This window comes from Chitinophaga filiformis (assembly GCF_900102545.1).
GTDB classification, from domain to species: Bacteria; Bacteroidota; Bacteroidia; order Chitinophagales; family Chitinophagaceae; genus Chitinophaga; species Chitinophaga filiformis.
This window is the reverse complement of record NZ_FNBN01000005.1, coordinates 457,550-480,397: the sequence shown is the minus strand read 5'-3', so window position 1 is coordinate 480,397 and position 22,848 is coordinate 457,550. Positions and strand designations below refer to the sequence as shown.

Annotated in this window: 22 protein-coding genes; 12 read left to right on the top strand and 10 right to left on the bottom strand. The window is 45.8% G+C overall.

Features of this window, described 5'->3' with window-relative positions:
• The first annotated feature begins 161 nt into the window (after positions 1-161).
• The 7 genes from hemA to hemL are packed head-to-tail and all read left to right on the top strand — an operon-like array spanning position 162 to position 7,451.
• Entirely contained in the window at positions 162-1,454 is a 1,293-nt protein-coding gene (gene hemA, locus BLR32_RS22135; protein ID WP_245705498.1) for a glutamyl-tRNA reductase, read from the top strand.
• A gap of 3 nt (positions 1,455-1,457) precedes the next feature.
• On the top strand, positions 1,458-2,381 hold the full coding sequence (gene hemC, locus BLR32_RS22130) for a hydroxymethylbilane synthase (protein WP_089835028.1): 924 nt from the start codon (positions 1,458-1,460) through the stop codon (positions 2,379-2,381).
• Positions 2,368-3,174, top strand: coding sequence for a uroporphyrinogen-III synthase (locus BLR32_RS22125; protein WP_176842384.1), 807 nt, complete (start codon positions 2,368-2,370; stop codon positions 3,172-3,174). Before hemC ends, BLR32_RS22125 begins: the two co-directional genes overlap by 14 nt.
• A 5-nt stretch (positions 3,175-3,179) precedes the next feature.
• A complete protein-coding gene (gene hemE, locus BLR32_RS22120; RefSeq protein ID WP_089835026.1) occupies positions 3,180-4,205 on the top strand; it encodes a uroporphyrinogen decarboxylase in 1,026 nt (341 codons plus the stop codon).
• Between the two features lie 12 nt (positions 4,206-4,217).
• Positions 4,218-5,129, top strand: coding sequence for an oxygen-dependent coproporphyrinogen oxidase (gene hemF / locus BLR32_RS22115; RefSeq protein ID WP_089835025.1), 912 nt, complete (start codon positions 4,218-4,220; stop codon positions 5,127-5,129).
• Between the two features lie 21 nt (positions 5,130-5,150).
• Positions 5,151-6,116, top strand: coding sequence for a porphobilinogen synthase (gene hemB / locus BLR32_RS22110; RefSeq protein ID WP_089835024.1), 966 nt, complete (start codon positions 5,151-5,153; stop codon positions 6,114-6,116).
• Between the two features lie 45 nt (positions 6,117-6,161).
• Complete coding sequence (gene hemL, locus BLR32_RS22105; protein WP_089835023.1) at positions 6,162-7,451, top strand: glutamate-1-semialdehyde 2,1-aminomutase; 1,290 nt, start codon at positions 6,162-6,164, stop codon at positions 7,449-7,451.
• A 129-nt stretch (positions 7,452-7,580) separates the two neighbouring features.
• On the opposite strand, the gene BLR32_RS22100 is transcribed toward hemL, so the two are convergent.
• The 3 genes from BLR32_RS22100 to BLR32_RS22090 all read right to left on the bottom strand — a co-directional run bounded on the left by BLR32_RS22100 (position 7,581) and on the right by BLR32_RS22090 (position 10,026).
• The gene (locus tag BLR32_RS22100; RefSeq protein ID WP_089835022.1) at positions 7,581-8,387 is read right to left on the bottom strand and encodes a carboxylesterase family protein; all 807 of its coding nucleotides are present in this window, start codon (positions 8,385-8,387) and stop codon (positions 7,581-7,583) included.
• 89 nt (positions 8,388-8,476) lie between these two features.
• Positions 8,477-9,268 carry an O-methyltransferase gene (locus BLR32_RS22095; RefSeq protein WP_089835021.1) on the bottom strand — a complete coding sequence of 264 codons (792 nt, stop codon included), beginning with the start codon at positions 9,266-9,268 and terminating at the stop codon, positions 8,477-8,479.
• Between the two features lie 17 nt (positions 9,269-9,285).
• A complete protein-coding gene (locus BLR32_RS22090) occupies positions 9,286-10,026 on the bottom strand; it encodes a glycosyltransferase family 2 protein (RefSeq protein ID WP_089835020.1) in 741 nt (246 codons plus the stop codon).
• A 269-nt stretch (positions 10,027-10,295) separates the two neighbouring features.
• Between BLR32_RS22090 and BLR32_RS22085 the strand changes: the two genes are divergently transcribed.
• Both BLR32_RS22085 and BLR32_RS22080 read left to right on the top strand, forming a co-directional pair.
• A complete protein-coding gene (locus BLR32_RS22085; RefSeq protein ID WP_089835019.1) occupies positions 10,296-11,561 on the top strand; it encodes a hypothetical protein in 1,266 nt (421 codons plus the stop codon).
• A 235-nt stretch (positions 11,562-11,796) separates the two neighbouring features.
• Positions 11,797-12,744, top strand: a complete 948-nt coding sequence (locus BLR32_RS22080; RefSeq protein ID WP_089835018.1) for a hydrogen peroxide-inducible genes activator — start codon at positions 11,797-11,799, stop codon at positions 12,742-12,744.
• Between the two features lie 74 nt (positions 12,745-12,818).
• Here BLR32_RS22080 and BLR32_RS22075 read toward each other — a convergent pair whose 3' ends face one another.
• The 3 genes from BLR32_RS22075 to prmA all read right to left on the bottom strand — a co-directional run bounded on the left by BLR32_RS22075 (position 12,819) and on the right by prmA (position 15,430).
• On the bottom strand, positions 12,819-13,625 hold the full coding sequence (locus BLR32_RS22075) for a M48 family metallopeptidase (RefSeq protein WP_089835017.1): 807 nt from the start codon (positions 13,623-13,625) through the stop codon (positions 12,819-12,821).
• Between the two features lie 199 nt (positions 13,626-13,824).
• The gene (plsY, locus tag BLR32_RS22070) at positions 13,825-14,478 is read right to left on the bottom strand and encodes a glycerol-3-phosphate 1-O-acyltransferase PlsY (protein WP_089835016.1); all 654 of its coding nucleotides are present in this window, start codon (positions 14,476-14,478) and stop codon (positions 13,825-13,827) included.
• 130 nt (positions 14,479-14,608) lie between these two features.
• Entirely contained in the window at positions 14,609-15,430 is an 822-nt protein-coding gene (gene prmA, locus BLR32_RS22065) for a 50S ribosomal protein L11 methyltransferase (protein ID WP_089835015.1), read from the bottom strand.
• A gap of 160 nt (positions 15,431-15,590) precedes the next feature.
• Here prmA and BLR32_RS22060 point away from each other — a divergent pair, with 160 nt between their 5' ends.
• On the top strand, positions 15,591-16,178 hold the full coding sequence (locus BLR32_RS22060) for a hypothetical protein (protein ID WP_089835014.1): 588 nt from the start codon (positions 15,591-15,593) through the stop codon (positions 16,176-16,178).
• A gap of 100 nt (positions 16,179-16,278) precedes the next feature.
• Here the strand turns inward: BLR32_RS22060 and BLR32_RS22055 are convergent, their stop codons facing one another.
• The 4 genes from BLR32_RS22055 to BLR32_RS22040 form a co-directional block, all read right to left on the bottom strand.
• Positions 16,279-17,091: an NIPSNAP family protein gene (locus tag BLR32_RS22055; RefSeq protein ID WP_089835013.1), complete on the bottom strand. Its 813-nt coding sequence runs from the start codon at positions 17,089-17,091 to the stop codon at positions 16,279-16,281.
• Between the two features lie 171 nt (positions 17,092-17,262).
• On the bottom strand, positions 17,263-19,632 hold the full coding sequence (locus BLR32_RS22050) for a polyribonucleotide nucleotidyltransferase (RefSeq protein WP_089835012.1): 2,370 nt from the start codon (positions 19,630-19,632) through the stop codon (positions 17,263-17,265).
• Positions 19,633-19,718: 86 nt separating this feature from the next.
• Positions 19,719-19,991 carry a 30S ribosomal protein S15 gene (rpsO, locus tag BLR32_RS22045; RefSeq protein ID WP_089835011.1) on the bottom strand — a complete coding sequence of 91 codons (273 nt, stop codon included), beginning with the start codon at positions 19,989-19,991 and terminating at the stop codon, positions 19,719-19,721.
• 99 nt (positions 19,992-20,090) lie between these two features.
• On the bottom strand, positions 20,091-20,783 hold the full coding sequence (locus tag BLR32_RS22040) for a cell division ATP-binding protein FtsE (protein WP_089835010.1): 693 nt from the start codon (positions 20,781-20,783) through the stop codon (positions 20,091-20,093).
• Between the two features lie 418 nt (positions 20,784-21,201).
• Here BLR32_RS22040 and BLR32_RS22035 point away from each other — a divergent pair, with 418 nt between their 5' ends.
• Positions 21,202-21,582, top strand: a complete 381-nt coding sequence (locus BLR32_RS22035) for a BlaI/MecI/CopY family transcriptional regulator (RefSeq protein ID WP_089835009.1) — start codon at positions 21,202-21,204, stop codon at positions 21,580-21,582.
• Entirely contained in the window at positions 21,579-22,823 is a 1,245-nt protein-coding gene (locus BLR32_RS22030; RefSeq protein WP_089835008.1) for a M56 family metallopeptidase, read from the top strand. Before BLR32_RS22035 ends, BLR32_RS22030 begins: the two co-directional genes overlap by 4 nt.
• The last annotated feature ends 25 nt before the right edge of the window (positions 22,824-22,848 follow it).

Here is a 22,848-nt window from a genome sequence, read left to right as displayed (position 1 = left end):
GCAAATGTCATACAATTGTTGAAATAATTTAATTATTCGTTATAGGGCAATAGATAACACCTATCAGTGTGTAAACTGACAAAAATCATTTTTCCGCAAGCCTTGTTACCATGTGTAGAAATGACACACTAATGACAGCCTGTTGCCCTTTCTTGCGGTCTATGCGAGTATTTTTGCACCCGGAAGCTTATAAGAACAAAATGCAGGGTAGTCATTCAAAAGATATAGCCCATTTTCATATCGTTGGTATCAACTATAAGAAAACAGATGCTGCTATAAGAGGATCGTTTGCTATTAACCAGGTACAATACCAGCACTTAATTGACAGTGCTAAGTCGCAGGACCTGGATGATATATTTGTACTCTCAACTTGTAACAGAACTGAGATCTACGGGTTTGCCGATGATCCACAACAGCTGATAGAACTTGTGTGTCATGAAACCGAAGGAGATTGTAACATGTTCAGTCAGTTGTCGTACGTGAAATCCGGCGAAGATGCCATTAAACACCTATACCAGGTAGGAACAGGACTTGATTCACAGATCCTTGGCGATTATGAAATCATTGGCCAGATACGTACCGCTACTAAATTCGCTAAAGCGAATGGATGCTTTGGCGGTTTCCAGGAAAGGCTGGTCAACAGCGTCCTGCAGGTATCTAAACTCATCAAGAATGAAACAGGCCTCAGCTCCGGCACCGTATCAGTAGCTTTTGCTGCTGTACGTTTACTGGAACATAAAGTGCCTGACATCCTTCATAAAAAGATCCTGCTGGTGGGCGTCGGCAAAATAGGACGCAACACCTGCAAGAACATGATGGACTATCTGGGCGTAAACCAGGTAACGCTCGTGAACCGGACTACCTCAGTAGCAGAGGAATTTGCAGCACAGCATGGCCTCCGTTATGCGCCATATGAACAGCTGGCAGAAGAATTACAGGCGGCTGATATCATTCTGGTAGCTTCCAATGCACCGGAACCAAACATCTTACCTGCGCACTTTCAGCAGTCCTCTCCTAAACTGATCATCGACCTGTCTATCCCTTTCAACGTAGCGCCTGAAGTAAAGGATTTGCCGCATATTGAACTGGTAAATGTGGATGAACTGTCCAGGATACAGGATGAGACATTACAGATGCGCCTGCAGGAAGTGCCTAAAGCATTAGCCATTATTGAAGAACACATGAACGAGTTCCTCTACTGGTACAAAATGCGTAAACATGCTGTGGTGCTGAAAGCGGTGAAAGATAAGCTGACGGAGATACATACCAAGGAAATACAACAACAGAAGAACGGCAACCAGTACAATCTCGAAGATATTGAAGCAGTATCTTCACGTATCATCCAGAAGATGATCAACCTGATGGCTGGAAAGGTACGCCGGGAAACAGATAAAAGTGATCAATATATCGCCATGATCAATGATATCTTTGAGACGGGCGTTAATCAGGAATAATTCATGAACAGAGAAATACGGATAGGTACAAGAGAAAGCCAGCTGGCACTGTGGCAGGCTAATAAGGTAAAAGGCCTGCTCGATGCGCAGGGATATACAACTACACTGGTACCTATCAAAAGCGAGGGAGATATCGACCTCGTCACTCCACTTTACGAAATAGGCGTTCAGGGTATTTTCACCAAAAGCCTGGACATCGCTCTCCTCAACGGCCGTATTGATATTGCCGTTCACTCACTCAAAGACGTTCCGACACAATTACCTAAAAATATTATACAGGCTGCAGTCCTGGAAAGAGGCCCTGTAAAGGACCTGCTGGTATACAGACAGGATACCTCCTTTCTTGACAAACCCGGATATATCGCTAATATCGCCACCAGCAGCGTAAGACGTAAAGCTCAGTGGCTGCGTAAGTATCCGCATCACCAGCTGCATAACCTGCGTGGCAATGTGAATACCCGCCTGCAAAAGCTGGCAGCTGAAAACTGGGACGGCGCCATCTTCGCGGCTGCCGGACTGGAAAGAATAGGCATACGTCCCACCACCTCTATAGAGCTGGACTGGATGCTGCCCGCTCCCGCTCAGGGCGCCGTGGTAGCTGTATGCCGGGAAGACGATAATTTCTGTCAGCAGGCCTGTTCACCAATGAACGACCTGGCTACAGCCCTTTGCACCCGTATAGAGCGCGACTTTCTGCGTACACTGATGGGTGGCTGTACCACTCCTATCAGTGCTTATGCTACAGTAAATGAGGAGACCTTACATTTCAGCGGAGAGCTGTGCAGCCTCGATGGCCAGCAGCTGTTCACCATTACAGAACAGGCACCGCTACAGGATGCCGGCCATATTGGTAAAATTGCCGCAGAAAAGATCCTCGCACAGGGCGGCGATAAAATTGTTGCACAAATCAGGGATGCCATCAAATAAAAGATATCGCATATTAAGCACTAAAGCGGTCGACCGACGATTGGTCGTGATAGCAGCAGCGCAAAATATCGATATCGAGGCTAAGGGATTCATCAGCACACAAGCATTGATCACAGACAGCCTGAAACAACGCATACACCAGCTGTTCCAGGAAAAGGCAACTGTCGTTTTTACCAGCGCCAATGCAGTACAGGCACTGCTTGATCATTACCTGCACCCGGACGGAAAATACTATTACGGCACCTGGACAGCATTCCCTCCAACAGTAACAGATGAAGAGTTTGATGCATTCAAAAAGGGAGGTTTCTTCTCCCCCGGATGGAATGTATACTGCCTGGAAGGAGCTACACAAGAGGCATTAAAGCACCAATATGACATCCGGCACAAAATAGCCGGCACCGCAGCTAACGCTGCCTCGCTGGCGCAAGAGATCATCAGAAATGAAGAGAAAGGCCCGTTGGTATTCTTTTGTGGCGACAAACGCAGGGATGAGCTGCCAGACCTGTTACAGCAACACAATATCGTCTTAGAAGAACTGATTGTATATGAAACAACGGAAACCCCTGCCCTCACAGGACAGGAATATGATGGGATCCTCTTCCTCAGTCCCAGCGCCGTAGAGAGTTTCTTTTCAGTCAACAGTCTGCCACCGCATACCGTCTGTTTTTCAATAGGTCCTACTACTGCCCGGGCCCTGCAGGAACATACCAGCAATATGATTATTACCAGTGCAAGCCCCTCTATGGAACAACTTGTACGAACAACGATATTTCACTTTAACAACATTAACTGATAAGAATGAGCGCCTTAAAGAATGACCTTTTACTGAGAGCCTTACGCGGAGAAACAACAGAACGTGTCCCTGTATGGATGATGCGTCAGGCCGGCCGTTACCTGCCCGACTACATCAAACTGCGGGAGAAATACTCTTTCTTTGAACGCTGCATGAACCCTGAACTGGCCACAGAGATCACTGTGATGCCGGTACACCAGGTAGGTGTAGACGCGGCCATCATCTTCTCTGATATCCTCGTGGTTCCACAGGCCATGGGCATGGAAGTACAGCTGATAGAAAAGATCGGTCCCGTACTGCCTGACCCGGTAAAAGGTGCGGATGATCTGAAGAAACTCCGTGTACCCGATGTAAAGGACACTCTCAACTATGTATTTGAAGCGCTCGCCTTAACAAAGAAAACACTGGATGGTGCCGTTCCCCTGATCGGTTTTGCAGGCGCCCCCTGGACCCTGCTCTGTTATATGGTGCAGGGTAAAGGCTCCAAAACATTCGATAGTGCCAAAGCATTCTGCTATCAGCAACCGGAAGTAGCCCATCAGTTGCTGCAGATGATCACTGATACTACCATCGCTTACCTGAAAGAGCAAGTGAAAGCAGGAGCTGATTGCATACAGCTGTTTGACTCCTGGGGCGGGTTATTAAGTCCTCAGGACTTCGAAACCCTCTCTCTCCGGTACATGCGCCAGATCGTGGCTGCATTGAAAGACGTCTGCCCCGTTACTGTATTTGCAAAAGGAGCCTGGTTTGCACTGGAAGAAATGGCCGCTACCGGCGCTAATTGCCTGGGCGTTGACTGGTGTATCCAGCCTGCCCGTGCAAGACAGTTTGCAGGCAATAACGTGACACTGCAGGGTAACTTTGATCCGGCCAAACTGCTGGCGCCTATTCCTGAGATCAAAAAAGCAGTAAAGGAAATGCTGAATGGCTTTGGCAAACATCGCTATATTGCGAACCTCGGCCATGGCATCCTGCCAAATGTGCCTGTTGATCACGCCAAAGCTTTCATTGAGACCGTAAAGGAATTCTAAAGGAAACCTGCCATGAACATTAAAGACAACTTTATTTCCCTCATACATCGCCTGCAGAATGAGATCTGTACAGCGCTGGAAGATATTGATGGTAAAGCCAGATTCCGTGAGGACATCTGGGAACGTCCCGGCGGTGGTGGTGGTAAATCCCGTGTCATCGCCGACGGTAATGTATTCGAAAAAGGCGGTGTGAACACTTCTGTCGTATCTGGCGAACTGCCGGAACTGATGGCGAAACAATTTGGTGTAGGCCAGGCACAGTTCATGGCCTGCGGCATCTCCCTTGTTATTCACCCGGTAAATCCTTTTGTACCCACAGTACATGCCAACTTCCGCTATTTTGAGCTGTACGATGACAACGGTGCACTGAAAGACTCCTGGTTTGGCGGTGGAGCAGACCTGACGCCCTACTACCTGGATGAGCAGGATGGTATCCACTTCCATCAGACATTCAAAAATGCCTGCGATCGTTTCGGCACGGAACTTTATCCGGCATTCAAAAAGCATTGCGACGAGTATTTTGTCAATAAACACCGGAACAACGAAGCCCGCGGTATTGGCGGCATTTTCTACGACTACCAGCGCCCAGGTGAAAAAATGAGCGCTGAACAGTTGTACAATCTGGCGAAAGCCAATGGCGAAGCCTTCCTGGCCGCCTATCTGCCCATCGTAAAGAAAACAAAGGATATACCGTATACTGAAGCCCACAAAGACTGGCAGGAATACAGGCGCGGACGCTATGTGGAGTTTAACCTGATTCACGACAGGGGCACCCTGTTCGGCCTGAAAACCAACGGACGTACGGAATCCATTCTGATGAGCCTTCCGCCACGGGCCCGCTGGGAATATGATTATCATCCCACACCCGGCAGCAGGGAAGCTGAACTGGTTGAATTTCTGAAACCCAGGGAGTGGGCCATCTGAACATATTAAAACACATTTATCATGATACGTAGAAACAGGATATTGAGAACTTCTCCCGCCATCCGTGCGATGGTTGCAGAAACAGTACTGACGCCCAGCGACTTTATTGCACCGTTATTCATTGTGGAAGGAGAAAATGTGAAAGAAGAGATCATTTCAATGCCCGGCTATTTCCGCCATTCACTGGACCTCACCGTGAAAGAAGTGAAAGAGCTTTGGAGCATGGGTATCAAAAGTGTATTACTGTTCATCAAATGCGCTGATGAACTGAAAGATAATAAGGGTACGGAGGCAGTGAATCCCAACGGTTTGATGCAACGCGCCATCAAAGCGATCAAAGATGCTGTTCCGGAAATAGTAGTGATGACCGACGTAGCGTTGGACCCCTACTCCTCTTACGGCCATGATGGCATTGTTGAGAATGGAGAGATCGTGAACGATATCACCGTGGAAGTGTTATCCCGTATGAGTCTCAGCCATGCCGAAGCAGGCGCGGACTTTGTAGCGCCCAGCGATAAAATGGATGGCCGCATTCTTTCCATCCGCACTATCCTGGAGCAACACAGCTTCCATAAAGTAGGTATTATGTCGTACAGCGCCAAATATGCATCCTGCCTCTACGGTCCTTTCCGCGATGCACTGGACTCTGCTCCGGGCTTCGGCGACAAAAAGACTTACCAGCTGGACTTTGCAAACAGCGATCAGGCATTGAAGGAAACCCTGATGGATGTAGAAGAAGGAGCTGATATTGTGATGGTAAAACCAGCGTTGTATTACCTGGATGTGATCCGGAAGATCAAAGATCATGTACACGTACCGGTAAGTGCCTATCATGTGAGCGGAGAATATTCCATGATCAAGGCAGCAGCTAAAATGGGCTGGCTCAACGAAGAAAAGGCCATTATTGAAGCGCTCACCAGCATCAAACGTGCAGGAGCAGACCTGATCGCTACCTATTTTGCAAAAGATGCGGTGCGATTATTGTAAACAACAGCACATGCTTTTCAGTTAAAAATACTTATCACTACCACCATGTACACGCAAAGCAGATCATTATTTGAAAGAGCAAAACAGCTCATTCCAGGCGGTGTAAACTCACCCGTTCGCGCATTCAAAGGTGTGGGCGGCTCACCCATATTCATGAAAAACGCTAAAGGCGCTTATATGTATGATGTGGACGGGAACCGCTATATAGATTACATCAATTCATGGGGGCCGATGATCATGGGACATGCCTATGAACCGGTAGTGAAGGCCATCCAGGAATATGCCACCTACTCCACCTCTTTCGGAGCGCCTACCGAGCTGGAAATCAGCATCGCAGAGCTGATCATCAGCATGGTGCCCAACATTGAGCAGGTACGTATGGTGAATTCCGGTACAGAAGCCTGTATGTCAGCCCTGAGGCTGGCCAGAGGGTACACCGGCCGCAATAAGTTCATCAAATTTGAAGGTAACTACCACGGCCATGCAGATTCTTTCCTGGTAAGCGCAGGTAGCGGAGTAGCCACTTTAGACATACAATCTGTTCCCGGCGTTACGCAAACCGTCGCAGCCGATACGCTTACCGCTCCTTACAATAATTTACCGGCTGTGGAAAAGTTGATAGCAGCACATCCCGACCAGATAGCCGCTATCATCGTTGAACCTGTTGCCGGTAATATGGGCTGTATCCTTCCACAGGAGGGCTTTTTACAGGGCCTGCGCAATCTCTGTGATGAACATAATATCCTCCTGATCTTCGACGAAGTGATGACAGGTTTCAGATTAGCACGCGGAGGCGCACAGGAACTATTCGATATTAAAGCAGATTTGGTTACCTTTGGCAAGATTATTGGCGCAGGTATGCCAGTGGGCGCCTTCGCCGGAAGTAAAGAGATCATGGAACATATCGCCCCTGCCGGGAAAATTTATCAGGCAGGAACATTGAGTGGTAACCCGATTGCAATGATTGCTGGCTATACGCTGCTGAAAACGTTGAACGAAAACCCGGATATTTACCGGCAACTGGCGGAAAAAGCTGCTTATCTGGCCGGAGGATTGCAATCTGTACTGAGTGCTGCCGGGATTGTTCATCAGGTCAACAATCTGGGCTCTATGATGAGTGTTCATTTTGCAGAATATCCTATCATTAATTTTGAAGCTGCTTCGGGTGCTAACAATGAGTTGTTCAAACATTTCTTTCACGCTATGCTGGAACGCGGCATATATCTGCCACCTTCCGCATTTGAAAGCTGGTTCCTCAGTACCGCGCTGACAATAGAAGATCTCGACGCGACCGTAGAGGCTGCAAAATCAGCCATACAGTCTATACATAGTTAACAATTCAAATCCTGTGCAGAGTGGAAAAACGCCCCGGTCATGTGCCGGGGCGTTTTTAGTTTCTTATAGGTCCACCTCAAAGGCATGTCAAAGCCATAGTAAAGGCATGTCAAAGCCACCCTTCAGGTATTATTTCTTCTTGTGAGAAAAGAGCCAGGGCAACAAGTCAGGTTCAGCAAAAGCATTATCCCAGCTGTTATGCCCCACACCCGGATATTCGGAATATTTTACATCCGCCTTCAGTTTTCTCAACGCTGCCACATAATCCCTTGAGCCTGAAACAGGTACTGCATTATCTGCATCTCCGTGAAAAATCCATAAAGGTACTTTTGAGAATTTCGCTGCAGTGCTGACATTCCCTATTCCGCAAATCGGGAAAGCTGCTGCCCACATCTTCGGATAACGGGCCAACATATCGTAGGTTCCTATACCTCCCAGGGATAATCCGCCGAGATATACCTGCTTACTGTTCACTTTCTCCGTCTTCACCAGGCTGTCCACCAGCAGTTTCACCAGCAATCCCGGCGTTGACTGTCTGTCGGTACCATCTGAGAACTCCCGTTTTATTGCCTTCCCCGTACTATCCCTGGTCACTTTCATTGACGCCCACATCGAATCCGGTGGACACTGCGGGAATATAACAAAGGTAGGGAACCGCTGACGCAGGGAATCCTTCAGGAACAAGCTACCGCCATGCAGCAACTGAGCAGCATTATCAGTACCCCTCTCGCCGGAACCATGCAGAAATACGATCAGGGGATAAGGCTTCTGCGAATCATACCCCTCCGGCTCTAACATGCGGTAACGCAATGTATCGCCATTATGTATGAACGTTTCGTAACTATAAGCGCTGAAATCAGGGTTTGTCTGCGCACCTGCATACAGGCAGGAAAACTGTACTGTCAGTAGTACAATCAGGGCTCGGAATATTTTCATAATGGAATGTTTGGATGTATACAAAAATAGAGATTCCGGATAAAACATACATTTCATCCGGAACCTCTTATTTAAAATAGTTGACAACGTTAATACTTCAGTATAAAATGCTGTTTCACCTTCATATCCGGGCGGAAAAATACCAACCCGATGAAGAACAGATCTACCGTAAAAGTCACCTTTGGATGTTGCTGGATAATATGCCATGCAGCCTCCATATCAGGCGTCCAGTGAATATCATCAAAGATGAATAGCGACCCGTCATGTACTTTAGTCAGGCACTGCTCAAAATAATTCAATGTAGGTACTGAGCGATGATTCCCATCAATATACACATAGTCCAGCCGGGGCAATTCTTTCAGCAGAGCTGGTAACACCGTATCAAAGTTTCCCACATGCTGTTTGACATTCTGCAGCTGTAAAGCCTTAAAATTGGTACCGGCACGCGCAGCAATATTAGGACATCCTTCAATGGTATGCACAGTAGCGGAAGGTGCTGCCTTTGCCATATAGGCGGTAGACATCCCCATAGAGGTACCTAATTCAAGCAGGTATTCCGGTTGGAAGTGTTGTATCAGGCGATAGAAAAGCTGCCCGAATTTAGGCGGTTTTGCTGCATGGCGGGTAATATCGCTTACGCTACGTTCCCTTCCTGCATTCGTGTGTGACCCTGCCCCCAGATCGGTAACCTGCAAGGTTTCCGCACTGTGCAATAAAGATTTCCGTAGCTGTTCAATTTCCCAGAAAACTGCCGGTTTTTTCTTATCCCGTAACACTTTCTCCACAAGGTCAAATACAAAGGGAGAATGTACATCATGCCGGTTGCCCGCTGTGAAATAATAATGCAGGTATTTTTTAGCTAATTCCCACTGTAGGCCCAAGATAATTAATCAGTTTATCAGTTATAAATTTTCGATCTAACCCATCCCCACATATGCAGGCGATGTTGCAGAGACACCCGCAATACGCCCATACCGTAGATAGTGCTGCGTTTAAAGTTAATACTCGAGGCGTCCTCAAAGTATTTGGTGGGGCAAGTTACTTCACCTATTTCATAACCCTTCATAAAAATCTGAGAAATCATCTCATTATCAAAAATGAAATCGTCATCATTGGCCATAAAGTTGATGTTTTTCAGCACTGTACCAGAAAATGCCCTGTAGCCGGTATGATACTCACTGAGTTTCTGGTTAATGAGCAGGTTCTGCACAAATGTCAGGAAAAGGTTACCAATGTATTTATATATAGGCATCCCTCCTTTCAGCGCACCTTTTCCAAGAATACGGGAACCAAGCACTACAGGATATACATCATTTGCAATGATACTGCACATGGCTATAATCAGCTTTGGAGTATATTGATAATCAGGATGTAACATAATCACAATATCGGCTTCCAGTTCTAATGCCTTATTGTAGCAGGATTTCTGGTTTCCGCCATATCCTTTGTTATTATCATGGCGGACGATATGCCTGATCCCCAGTTGCTTTCCGACAGCAACCGTCTCATCTTTACTGGCGTCGTCAACCAATACGACTTCGTCAACAATGTCAAAAGGAATTTCATTATAGGTTTTCTCAAGTGTTAAAGCGGCGTTGTAGGCTGGCAATACTACCACTATCTTCTTATTGTTTAACATGAAAGTGGGTAATTTGCGGCTAAAGGTAATAAAGTAGTTGAAAGACTGGCAATTTCAACTTATTATAAATTGTTATCTTTGTGTAAACTCGTTTTTTGGCACCATATTTTCATGGATTGCTGAAGAACGCAAAATATTTTTGCATGCAAAAACAATTACAGGTCGCAACTGAAAGCGGACATCCTGACTGTCGGCTTTGTGGGAAGAATGTATCCTATTGTGAGTGTTTTGCATTTTTTAAATCAGTCAAGATCACGCATTTAAATTCTATGAGATATCTGACACTACTACTGATTTTACTTTCAAGTTTCCATTATGCACAGGCACAGGAACCAGAGAAACCTAAGCCGCCGACCGAACAATCTAAAGGTGATCCAAATTCAGAACTGAAGAATGTGGTAATGCCTCAGGTAAGAACGCAGGACACTACTATCCGCAGGATTATGGAGGAACTGCAACGCATTAACGATAGCGACAAACAAAATTCAAACGCTATCCAGGGCTTATTGCAGGGACGTGAGATCGATAACATTACCAAGTATGAACTGATCCGTAACAACATCGTATTTGCGAGTGAAACATATTACCTTCTCAATAAAAAGATCATTGACCTGAAGTCTCGTACGACTACCAATAATCTCGACGTATTCATCACTTCACTGAACAACCCGGAAAGTAAAGAGCTGGGCTTCTCCCTGAGTGACCGTATCGTAGAACTGGTAGAGAAAGTAGTATTGAAGGGCAAGGCTGACAAAAACGAAAAGAACAGTAAGATCGTTGAGTCTACCAAATCTATCATTGCCAGCCCCATCTTTCAGAGTTTTACCTCTTTAACGCCTCCCCTGGCTATTGCTAACTCAGTAATGAACTTTCTGCATAGCATCAGTGTGAATAATAAAGAGATCAATCAGAATACACTGAAAGAATTCGAGAAAGAGCTGAACAAATATGTTGTATACTACACCGCTTTGAACGATGCGAACCAGAAATTCGAATATGGTCTGAACTTCAACAAAGATCAGCTGAATCTCCTGCAGGACAACCTGTATGATCACCTTATGTTCACGGCGAGCGCCCTGAAATACCAGCTGCCTCAACGTGGTAACAAGTCTCTGGGTGAGACTATGAACGATTTCTTCTTTGACTTCAAAAGAGACAAAGTTGTTACGTTCTTCAATGACTTAGAAACTAAATATACTAAAGGCAAGAAGGTTGATTACGAAGCTTTGCTGCGTGAGAATCCCAACCTGAAAGAAGTGAACAACCAGTTAGAAGATCTGATCCTGCAGACTAAACGCTTCGAGAATCTGTACAACGAATACTTTACCCTGTTGGATTCCTACTATGGTAAAGTGAACAACTCTCTGAAGATCGCACAGGATAATGGTTTGGCTGACAAGAACACCATTGACACCAAGCAGGCGGAATTCCGTAATCTGAAAGATGAAGCGGTGAAAGAGATACAGGCTTCTATTAATATCAGGGAACTGTATAACAATACAGATAAGATCAAATACAGATACAGAATATTCTAGCAGTCATTTCTGCATAAATAAAAAGGACGGATTACTCCTGGTAGTTCGTCCTTTTTATTTATGTCAATTTTTACGCTAAGTAGCAGCGGCTTCCGCTGGACGGTACCACCCCATCACTATGAAATGCAGCACGCCGGGTCGCAAAAGCAAGCACTGACGACCGTTACCCAAAGCATCCGCGAATTCCTGACTCAGATCATACACATTTCGTCATTCTTATTCGTAATTTTGACGCATGACCACTGTTCAATTAGAATATATCGTTGCGGTAGACACTTACCGAAGCTTCGTCATAGCAGCCGAAAAATGCTTCGTCACGCAACCTACGCTCAGCATGCAGATACAGAAGCTGGAAGACGAGCTGGGGGTCAAGATCTTCGATAGAAGTAAGTTACCTGTGATCCCAACGGAAATAGGTATAGAGATCATAGCACAATCCCGTATCATTCTGAAAGAGAACGGGAAAATTAAAGAGATCATCGGCGAACATAAAAAAGAAGTACAGGGTAATCTGCGTGTAGGCATTATCCCAACGCTGGCACCTTATCTCCTACCCCGCATTCTCACAGGTTTCATGAAAAAATATCCAAAAGTGAAACTGGAGATCTGGGAATATCCTACAGAACAGATCATACAGCAACTGAAACAGGAACAACTGGACTGCGGCCTGCTGGCCACACCACTGCATAATCCCAACCTGGATGAACAACCACTGTTCTACGAATCGTTTGTAGTATATGCAGCAAAAACCAACAGCCTGTTCGAAAAGAAATATATTAAACCGGAAGATATCGACGTACGCGAAGTATGGCTGCTGAACGAAGGACATTGTATGCGTAATCAGGTGCTGAACATCTGCCGCGATAAATTTACCATGGGAGAATATAAGAACCTGGAATATAACACCGGCAGTGTAGAGACACTGAAAAGAATGGTAGACCTGAATGCAGGATATACTATTTTACCGGAGCTCTCCCTCCAGGAGATGTCTGCCCGCCAGATGAATATGGTTCGCTATTTTAAGACGCCTGAGCCGGTAAGAGAGATCAGCATAGTGACACACAGGTTCTTTATTAAACAGGCGCTGATTGCCGCCTTTAAGAAGGAAATACTGGCACATGTACCAGAGAAGATGAAAATTCAGAAGAACAAAAAAGTAGTAGAAATCACAGTGGATAAATAATCCATGAAACAAGTTATAAAAGAAAAAGCATCCGTTCATTGCGGATGCTTTTTCTTTTGATATCGACTATCAGGTTATTTCTTGATAGGCGTATAATACTTCATTGCCTCTGGCATAAGCTTTTGCAGTTCTGATACACGACGCTCATCGCTAGGGTGTGTGCTCACCAGCTCAGGTGGTTTATTACCGCCACCCGCTGACGCCATACGCTGCCAGAAAGGAATAGCCTCCTGAGGATTATAACCGGCCATTGCCATGAAAATAACACCCAGATGATCCGCTTCCAGCTCGTTCTTACGGGAGTATGCCAGCATACCAAGGTTACCGCCTACACCGAAAGACTGCAGGAAGATATTCTGCGCTTGCGGATTACGATTGAGTGCTACGGAACCAGCTACCTGGATACCCTGTGCCACTACCTGCTGACTCATACGCTCATTACCATGACGGGCAATAGCATGGGCAATCTCATGCCCCATTACACAGGCAAGCGCAGTTTCGTTCTGTGTTACAGGCAATAAACCGGTATACACCACTACCTTACCACCCGGCATACACCAGGCATTCACTTCCTTACTATCTACCAGGTTAAATTCCCATTTGTAATTTGCTACCTCACCAGCCAGATTATTCTGAGTCATGTACCTGGTAACTGCTGTAGCGATACGCTGTCCTACCCTTTTCACCATTTCAGCATCCTTGCTGGTTGTAGCGGCTATTGTTTTATTCTGGGATAGGAACGTCTGATATTCCTGCAGCGCCATTGATTGCATGGTGCTTTCAGGGATCAGGTTCAACTGGCTACGGCCAGTGATAGGTACTTTGGCGCAAGCAGTGATAAGCGCAAGGCCGGTACCGATAAGAAGAAGTTTCTTTTGCATCTGACAATTTGTTTTTGATGGGTATTACCCCATCCGAAAAGTGCTACTACAGTGTTTAAAACAACTTTGATCGTTGCCCTATAAAGCATCTCAACACCCTATACGCAACAATCAAAATCCGAGGAAAGTTAAATATTTATATCATCCAGTACAAGAGATATGCCAGAATGGATACGGCATACCGGGTCGCAGTAGCAGATTATTTTTTGTCCCTCCTGTTTTTAAATAGGGGTACCTTGCTCTCATTACCGTTTATAAGACGGAAAATGTTCTTCTGATGTGTCAGTACTACCATCAGTGCAACAGCAATAGCGAAAATGCGATAGAATACTTCTGGTTCATTGAAGATATAGAGAATCAGTATCGGGAAAGCGATACTAGCTGAAATGGAGCTCAGCGATACATACCTGGTCAAAGAAAGGCTCAGCAGGAACACGCCTACACAGCAGATAGCCACCAGTGGCTGGATGGCCAGCACCAGGCCGAACAGGGTAGCAATACCTTTACCGCCACGGAAATTTGCCCAGATAGGAAAGATGTGACCTATCACAGCTGCAAGACCCAGACCAATCTGGAAGTTCACCAGCTGTGTTGTTACTTCCTGCAGATGCTCAGGGTTCTGATAATAACCCACCAGGTAAGCCAGACGCACGGCCATTACTCCTTTGAGCATATCCACCAACATCACAAAAGAACCCGCTTTTGGCCCTAATACACGGAATGTGTTGGTAGCACCGGCATTGCCGCTGCCATACTCCCGGATATCCATGCCAAAAACGCCTTTACTTACCCATACCGCAGTAGGTACGGAGCCAATCAGATAAGCACAAAATAGTAACAATAATTCTGTCATACAACAAGTTAGGTTTTGCTAAGATAGTAAATTCGTTCGTTAAAATTAAGAAAACATTAAGAATTTCGTTAACACGAAAATTGTATAGTTTTCAGTATAATATTAACTAAATTATCTAGAGCGGCCGCATCTATCGTGCTAATAATTTCATAGCCAGCCAATTATCTTTTTCCAGTTGGGTTTCCAGCACCAGCGCATTTCTTCTGGCTGCCTCCAGGATCGCAGTCTCATCCTCCTTTAAAATACCGCTCAGCAATAAAATACCATCTCTGACGAGTATACGGCGCATATCTTCCATATACTCAAGTAAAATATTACGATTAATGTTGGCAAGCACCATGTTATAACTGTTCCGTATACCCTTCAGGCTGTCTGCCTGCCATACTTTAACCGGTAACGCGTTGTTATTGGCAATGTTTTCCTTCGTATTTTCCACAGACCAGGTGTCAATATCTATGGCATCTATCACAGCTGCTCCCATCTTATAAGCCAGAATAGCCAATATGCCCGTACCAGTGCCAAAATCAAACACATTCTTTCCCACAAAATCTATTCCCTCCATCAGTTTGATGACAGAATAAGTGGTGGCGTGATGACCTGTTCCAAATGACATCTTTGGAGTGATCAGTATTTCATGCTGTGGCGCCGGAACAAAAGGGGGATGAAAAGAAGCCCTGATGCCGCAGAAATTATCTACCAATACAGGTTGAAAATTACTCTCCCATACCGCATTCCAGTTTGTCTGCTCAATACGTTCCCGCGTATACGTCACACCAAAACCAGCTGTCAGCTCATTCGTTTCTTCTTCATTGAAATCCTCTTCAGGAATGTAAGCAACGAGAACATTGCCGGGTTGTTCCTCAAACCCCTCAAAACCTTTTTCTGACAACACTGCAACCAGAATATCTTTCGTATCATCGGTACAGGTCAGGGTAATTGCTATATGTGCCATAGCAGCAAATATAGAGAAAGTAAATGCATCATATGTAACGCGTACGTGTCAACCTGCACCCCTACCTGTTATTGTAATGTTAATAACTAATGTGGCAACTGATAAATGCATAAAGTTATTTTATTATATTTGCAATATCTTTAATTGAAAACCATATTTTATGAGAACCTTGTTTTTAACAGCGGTACTACTGGTAACAGCCCTCGCCAGTCAGGCCCAGGAGATTGTCAAGTTGTACCCGGATGATACCATGAAAGATTCAATCGTTTACAAGAATGGCACTAGTATCCTCGTTATCAATCGTGTAGATCTGGTAAACTACATGAAAGGAATGGACACCGTATTACAGAAAACCTGTTACAGCGATAACAGAGCTTTCCATAACGTACAGTTCAGCCATCTGACCGCACAGGAAATTGAATCACACTTCACCAGCGCACAGGCATTCCTGGCAGATTCCACACACACTAACCTGGAATACAGCACAGATAAGTTTGTACAGTTCTGGACAGAAGGTGAGAACATTCTCCTCCCCTACATTGAGGATATGTTATCAAGTCTGCTGACAGACGGAAGGATTAAAGTGATCGACAAGAGCACACAAAAGTCTGTACCACAGTACACTATTTTCTGGGAAGATATTGCTGGTCAGCCATTCAAGATCTATAAATTACCTTCCGGTAAGATCATCTTCAGAGAAAGTAATCATTACATAGAGCAGTTCGCAGGAAGCGGCGCTGCCAGATAAATCACAATAGTAAATTCACTAAAGGATAGATAGTCGATAGTCAACAGAAAAGGCCAGAGCGTTGCTCTGGCCTTTTCTGTTTGCACGTTGCAGCATCGGTTTATATTTCAGAATACTCAGCTGGCTGCAGGAATATGATTTCTGCTTTAGACACATTATGGCTGTACTCCGGCTTTGCCAGCAGGGTTTTCCATTGTGCATCACTACTAAAGGCTTTCCAGTGTTCATCCCTGGAAGCACGGTTATCAAAAGTGGTCATGTACATCAGGTTCGGCATATGACTGCCACTCAATACTTCTGCGTAAAACACCGCGTTGAAGCCCAGTCTTTTGAAAATACCGATTTCATCCCCCTTGTTGAACATATCAACCTTATTACGGTATAGCTTATCCGTCGGACTTTCATAACTGCGCAATTCGTATATGCGTTCGCTTTTAGGACCTTTTAAACCCGGCAGTTCCATTTTAGTCATGCCCGGAAATGCCTCAAGGATAATGGTTTCCTGACGTGTATACGTTGGCTTGTCCCATGCAGCATCAATGAAATCTTTTGCTGCGGTCTGATAGGCAGTATTCTGCAGCAATGTTCCGGGCAGATGTAATAACTGTTCAGAAGAATTGCCAGGAATAAAAACATACACTCTGCGATCGGCAGTAGTATCATTTCCAACAGGTTTAAATACGCCTACATGCGCAGCGCCGGCTTTGTGTAAAGCTGGTATCAGCGCATCTTTCAGATAGTTGTCCATGCGTGTTTCCTGTTCTGCATCCTTCAGATGATAGATCAGGATGCTGTAAAATTCTTTCTTCGGTGGAGCATGATGAGCGGCCTGTAACAGACATGGCAACAGGAACAGGATTATACCCAGCGCCAGGCCATGATAAGCGTTTAACGAAAAATGTTTTGTTTTCACTGATGTGGAAATTTTAGTCTTGAAATATAGAATGAATTATCCGGTAGTAAGATACAATTTACAGGAATGGTCATACTGTGCGACAAGTTTCGCTCCAATAAAATAGCCTGAAAATAAAACAGCCGCCCTGTTGTACAGGACGGCTGCTGAGTGTATTAGTCGTTCGGATAATTATTCTTCATCGAACATTGGTTCCTGCGGCTGGTCCGGCGGAGGCGTAGGACGACCACGCTCTCCTCTGTCGCCACCATCGCGAGGGGCACGACGGTCACCGCGATCTCCACCACGGTCGCCACGGTCACGATCTCCACGAAAATCTCCACGTCCGCCGCGATCACCTCTATCACCACGACCACCACGGTCTCCTCTGTCACCACGATCGCCTCTGTCGCCACGTTCGCTACCTTCAGGTCTTTCTACATAACCCTCTGGTTTTGGCATCAGTACGCGACGGCTCAGTTTGAACTTACCTGTCTTAGGATCTGTACCTACCAGTTTCACTTTCACCTTTTCACCTTCAGACAGTACACCGTCCATTGTTTCCAGGCGTTTCCATGAAACTTCGGAGATATGTAACAGTCCCTGTTTACCAGGCAGGAATTCTACGAACGCACCGTAAGGCATTACTGATTTCACAGTTGATTCGTATACTTCGCCGATCTCAGGAACAGCAACGATACCTTTTATCCATTCGAGTGCCTTCATCAGGCCTTCTTTCTGTGCAGAGAAGATACTTACTTCACCGGTTTCACCAACTTCTTCGATGTTGATGGTTGTTCCGGTTTCGCGTTGGATCTCCTGTATCACTTTACCACCAGGTCCGATCACAGCACCGATGAATTCGCGGTCGATGATCAGTTTTTCCATGCGTGGTGCATGTGGTTTTGGCTCAGGACGTGGTGCTTCCATACATGCATACATTGCATCAATGATATGCAGACGGCCTTTACGTGCCTGTTCCAGCGCTTTACGCATTACGTCCATGCTCAGGCCATCTACCTTAATATCCATCTGGATACCGCAGATACCATCGCGTGTACCGGTTACTTTAAAGTCCATATCACCCAGGTGATCTTCATCTCCCAGGATGTCTGTAAGTACCGCCCACTTTCCATCAGAAGCACGGGAGATCAATCCCATTGCCACACCGGAAACGTGTTTAGGAAGAGGCACACCAGCATCCATGAGCGCCAGTGAACCGGCACATACGGTAGCCATGGAAGAGGAACCGTTGGATTCGAGAATATCAGATACCACACGCACAGTATAGGCGTATTCGCTGCCTGGCATCATCTGCCTCAGGGAACGCATCGCCAGGTTACCATGACCTACTTCGCGACGGCCAGGGCCACGCATAGGTTTCACCTCACCTGTAGAGAATGGAGGGAAGTTATAGTGCAGTATGAACTTTGAATATTTTGATGTAGCAGCGCTTTCGATCAGCAGCTCGTCATCCGGAGTACCCAGGGTCACAGTAGTGAGGGATTGGGTTTCACCACGGGTGAACAGGGCGGAGCCGTGTGGGGAAGGCAGTATATCCACTTCCATGTTCAGCGGACGAACCTGATCCAGGCTACGGCCATCCAGACGAACGGATTCATCCAGGATCATGTTACGGATCACTTCTTTCTCAAGATCGTGGAAGTATTTGCCTACCAGTGGAGCATCCTCTTCAGACAGCTCTCCCAGTGATTCTACCAGCTCTTCGCTGATCTTGTCGAATGCATCGCCACGGTCGTGTTTCGCAGACGCAGATTTTGCTACAGCGAGGATACGATCCTTCGCAAAAGCAGCTACTTTCGCTTTCAGTTCTTCGTTGGCGTAAGGCAGATCAAATGTACGTTTGCCGGTAACGCCAGCTTTATCACGCAGTTCTTCCTGTGCCTTAACCTGTACTTTGATAGCATTGTGGGCGAATTCAATCGCTTTGATGATATCTTCCTCGCTACACTCCTTGCTCTCACCTTCCACCATCATGATGTTCTTGTCAGTAGCACCGATGATGAAGTCCATATCAGCTTTCTCCAGCGGAGTGCGGTTTGGATTTATAACTAATTGTCCCTCAATGCGGGACACTCTCACTTCGGAAATAATTTCCTGGATGGGCACATCAGAAACGGCCAGTGCTGCAGAAGCGGCCAGACAAGCCAGTGCATCCGGCATCACTTCAGGATCAGAAGAGATGAGGCTCACCAGTACCTGTACTTCGCAGAAATAATCATCCGGGAAAAGGGGACGCAAAGCGCGGTCGATCAAACGTGAAATTAAAACTTCGTAGTCAGACAGCTTGCCTTCACGCTTAAAGAAGGAGCCAGGTATACGTCCTGCAGAAGCAAATTTTTCCTGATAATCAACTGTAAGGGGGAAGAAAGATTGTCCGGGTTTTGGAGTTTTAGCTGCAACAACGGTAGCCAACAGGATACAATTGCCCAGACGAACCGTTACGGCACCATCAGCCTGGCGGGCTAACTTGCCAGTTTCAATGGTTACGATCCGGCCATCTCCTATATCGAAATTAACTGAGATAGGTGTCAGATTCATAAAAATGAGAAGATTAAAATGGTATACCTAAAAAAAAACTATTCCCAACCTTATAAGTTGGGAATAGCGCTATAAAAAAGTTCTTATTACTTTCTGAGACCTAATTTCTCTAGCAGAGCGCGGTAGCCTGTGAGGTTAGTTTTAGACAGGTAGGAAAGCAAACGCTTCCTCTGACCTACCATCTTCATCAAACCACGGTGTGTAGAAAAGTCTTTTTTGTTTTCTTTCAGGTGATTGGAGATGCTGTTGATACGCTCAGTCAGCAGGGCTATTTGCGCTTCTACAGAGCCGGTATTTTTTTCGCTTCCACCAAATTCTTTAAAAATATTGGCTTTCTTTTCAACAGTTAAGTAAGACATCTTGATAATTAAATAAAAAAATGATAAAGTTTATTTAGTCGCTATTTTTCCGGGGCAAAGGTAAATCAAATATTGTGAATTAACAATTTCACATAAATTTTACACGAAAGTCACACTGGCGTGATCTGTCACCTTGCCGTTTTCGGTCCGCAGCACCCTGGACGGGAACTTCTGCAGTAATATATAATCGTGGGTAGCCATCACTACTGCGGCCCCTTCTTCCCGGCTGATCCTGAACAACAACTGCATAATGCCGTCGGAGGTCTCAGGGTCCAGGTTACCGGTAGGCTCATCCGCCAGGATCAGTTTCGGGGAATTCAGCATAGCCCGGGCTATATCCACACGCTGCTGCTCACCGCCACTCAGTTCATAAGGCATCTTGAATCCCTTGGTATTCAATCCCACTTTATCCAGCACGTCTTTGATCTTCTCGTCCATCTTTTTGTTGTCCGTCCAACCAGTCGCCTTCAGGGCAAATTTCAGGTTGTCGTATACAGTCCTGTCTGTCAGCAGCTGGAAATCCTGGAACACTACTCCCAGATTACGGCGCAGGTAAGGCACCTTCTTCCAGTCCATCTTCTTCAGATCAAACCCTACCACCTGACCAGCACCTTCCTTCAGGGGCAGGTCCCCGTAAAGGGTCTTCAGCAGGCTGGATTTACCGGTTCCGGTCCTGCCAATCAGGTATACAAATTCTCCTTTGTTCACCGTAATATTCACGTCAGCAAGGATCAGGGAAGTCCCCTGGTAGATATTCACATTGGATAATTGTATAATAGGTTGTTCTGTCATTTTCTGCCGTATGGATTTTATAATAACAAAAATAGCTATTTATCAGCATAACCATTCGCCTGCGGTCTATCTATGCCGGAATTTCTTTGAGATAGCGTAGAGGTTCGGTAAAGGTTCAGTGGAGGCTATATCCTATAGGCTCTCCAGTCCTACATTACAGGCACTATTCTATAGCGATCGCTATAGGAAGTGCCTGTAATGCTATAGTAGAGAGCCTGTATGTAGAAGCCTCCACTGAACGTCTACCGAACCTCTACCGGATTTATACCATAGATATTGTTTTTGTGGACGGCCAGGCGTCGAACAAGCGTCGAAGAAGCGTCGAAGAAGCAACCTGAATTAATCCTTATATAACTAAAAAAATAGTTTGTAAACTAATTAATTAGTTATATCTTAGTTTCAGCAAAAATTTCACATTATGTCAGCAGTAAAAACATTGACCAAAGCGGAAGAACAGGTGATGCAGGCACTTTGGAAAATCGGGCCGGCATTCGTCAAGGACCTGATAGACATCCTTCCCGAACCCAAGCCCCACTACAATACTGTATCGACCCTGATAAAGATCCTGCAGGATAAAGGTTTTGTGGATTATAAGGCTTATGGTAAATCCTACCAGTACTTTGCCCTGGTCAGCAAAGACGAATACAGCCGGAATACCATGCAAAACTTTGTAAAAGGATACTTCTCCGGCTCATTCAAAGACATGGTATCCTTCTTCGTCAAGGAGAAAGACCTCAGTGTCAACGAACTGGAACAACTACTGGAACAGATTAAGGACGCTAAAAAACAACAACCATGATTGCTTACCTTATCAAAATGCTGGTGTGCTCAGGTGTACTTTACGGCTATTATGTACTGGCCCTGAAAAATAATCCATTCCACCGCTGGAACAGGGGCTACCTGCTACTGGCCACCCTGACTTCCATCCTCCTGCCCTTGCTGCAATTCTCATTTGTCAGCGCTACTCCGCCTTCCTATACAACGCCACTGGTGACTGTATACGGTTACATGACAAACACTGTCCAGCAGGCTGGTAGCTCTGCTATTGCTTCCTGGATCACGCCGGGGATCTACTCCCTGATAACTTTACTACTGATCGTCAATATGTTGCGAAACTGGTTGCTGATCAAACGCCTGACAAGGCAGGGGCAACAAACCAGTTATGACAGGTATCTGCTGATCAGACATCCGCAGGTAAAATCTACCTTTTCTTTCTTCGGCAGCATCTTCTGGGGGGAAGAGCTCACACCCGACAGCGAGGAAGGTAAACAGGTGCTCAGACATGAGCTGGAACACGTCCACGGCAGGCATACGGCAGATAAACTCTTTCTGCAACTCGTCTGTGCTGTTCTCTGGTTTAACCCCTTCTTTCATCTCTTCAAACGGGAACTGGCCATGGTGCATGAATTCCTGGCGGATAAAGCTGCGGCATCTGAAAACGCTCCCGACGATTATGCCAGGACATTATTGCAAATGACCCTGCAGACCAAGCGTATGTTCCTGGTCAACAGCTTCTCACAGGCGCCTGTCAAACGCCGTATTCTCATGCTGTTTACCCACAAAGCAAATTATGCACTTATGAAAAAAATCATCATATTCCCCGTTCTGGTACTTTTAGGTGTTATTATTGGCTGCCAGCAGGACCTTGACCTGCAATCGCCTGTTAGGAGTAGTGCTGCTTTACTCAATGTTTCAAAATCATCTACGGCCACTGCTTCAGAGGAAGTATTCAAAGTCGTAGACAATCCGCCAACATTCCCCGGTGGAGAAAAAGCACTGGTGCAATTCCTGGCACGTAATATCCGTTATCCGAAAACAGCCCAGGCGAATAATACTACCGGCACCGTATTTGTAAAATTTGTGGTCAACTCCGAAGGTAAGATTTCACAGGTAACAACTACGGGTGCTGTTCTCGGCAATGGTCTTGAAGAAGAATCCATGCGCGTAGTATCAGCTATGCCAGATTGGTTGCCGGGTCAGCAAGAAGGTAAAAAAGTGAGCGTAGAGTTCCACCTGCCGATCCGATACGTATTGCAATAACACTCCATCCTCACAACTAAAAAAC

Excerpts from the sequence above, each read along its gene's own strand:
- hemF (WP_089835025.1), top strand. The coding sequence starts at position 4,218 with ATGAACATTAAAGACAACTTTATTTCCCTCATACATCGCCTGCAGAAT.
- BLR32_RS22085 (WP_089835019.1), top strand. The coding sequence starts at position 10,296 with ATGAGATATCTGACACTACTACTGATTTTACTTTCAAGTTTCCATTAT.
- BLR32_RS22060 (WP_089835014.1), top strand. The coding sequence starts at position 15,591 with ATGAGAACCTTGTTTTTAACAGCGGTACTACTGGTAACAGCCCTCGCC.
- plsY (WP_089835016.1), bottom strand. The coding sequence starts at position 14,478 with ATGACAGAATTATTGTTACTATTTTGTGCTTATCTGATTGGCTCCGTA.
- BLR32_RS22040 (WP_089835010.1), bottom strand. The coding sequence starts at position 20,783 with ATGACAGAACAACCTATTATACAATTATCCAATGTGAATATCTACCAG.
- BLR32_RS22075 (WP_089835017.1), bottom strand. The coding sequence starts at position 13,625 with ATGCAAAAGAAACTTCTTCTTATCGGTACCGGCCTTGCGCTTATCACT.
- BLR32_RS22100 (WP_089835022.1), bottom strand. The coding sequence starts at position 8,387 with ATGAAAATATTCCGAGCCCTGATTGTACTACTGACAGTACAGTTTTCC.
- BLR32_RS22035 (WP_089835009.1), top strand. The coding sequence starts at position 21,202 with ATGTCAGCAGTAAAAACATTGACCAAAGCGGAAGAACAGGTGATGCAG.
- hemE (WP_089835026.1), top strand. The coding sequence starts at position 3,180 with ATGAGCGCCTTAAAGAATGACCTTTTACTGAGAGCCTTACGCGGAGAA.
- BLR32_RS22080 (WP_089835018.1), top strand. The coding sequence starts at position 11,797 with ATGACCACTGTTCAATTAGAATATATCGTTGCGGTAGACACTTACCGA.
- hemC (WP_089835028.1), top strand. The coding sequence starts at position 1,458 with ATGAACAGAGAAATACGGATAGGTACAAGAGAAAGCCAGCTGGCACTG.
- rpsO (WP_089835011.1), bottom strand. The coding sequence starts at position 19,991 with ATGTCTTACTTAACTGTTGAAAAGAAAGCCAATATTTTTAAAGAATTT.
- prmA (WP_089835015.1), bottom strand. The coding sequence starts at position 15,430 with ATGGCACATATAGCAATTACCCTGACCTGTACCGATGATACGAAAGAT.
- hemA (WP_245705498.1), top strand. The coding sequence starts at position 162 with ATGCGAGTATTTTTGCACCCGGAAGCTTATAAGAACAAAATGCAGGGT.
- BLR32_RS22050 (WP_089835012.1), bottom strand. The coding sequence starts at position 19,632 with ATGAATCTGACACCTATCTCAGTTAATTTCGATATAGGAGATGGCCGG.
- BLR32_RS22030 (WP_089835008.1), top strand. The coding sequence starts at position 21,579 with ATGATTGCTTACCTTATCAAAATGCTGGTGTGCTCAGGTGTACTTTAC.
- BLR32_RS22125 (WP_176842384.1), top strand. The coding sequence starts at position 2,368 with ATGCCATCAAATAAAAGATATCGCATATTAAGCACTAAAGCGGTCGAC.
- hemL (WP_089835023.1), top strand. The coding sequence starts at position 6,162 with ATGTACACGCAAAGCAGATCATTATTTGAAAGAGCAAAACAGCTCATT.
- BLR32_RS22090 (WP_089835020.1), bottom strand. The coding sequence starts at position 10,026 with ATGTTAAACAATAAGAAGATAGTGGTAGTATTGCCAGCCTACAACGCC.
- hemB (WP_089835024.1), top strand. The coding sequence starts at position 5,151 with ATGATACGTAGAAACAGGATATTGAGAACTTCTCCCGCCATCCGTGCG.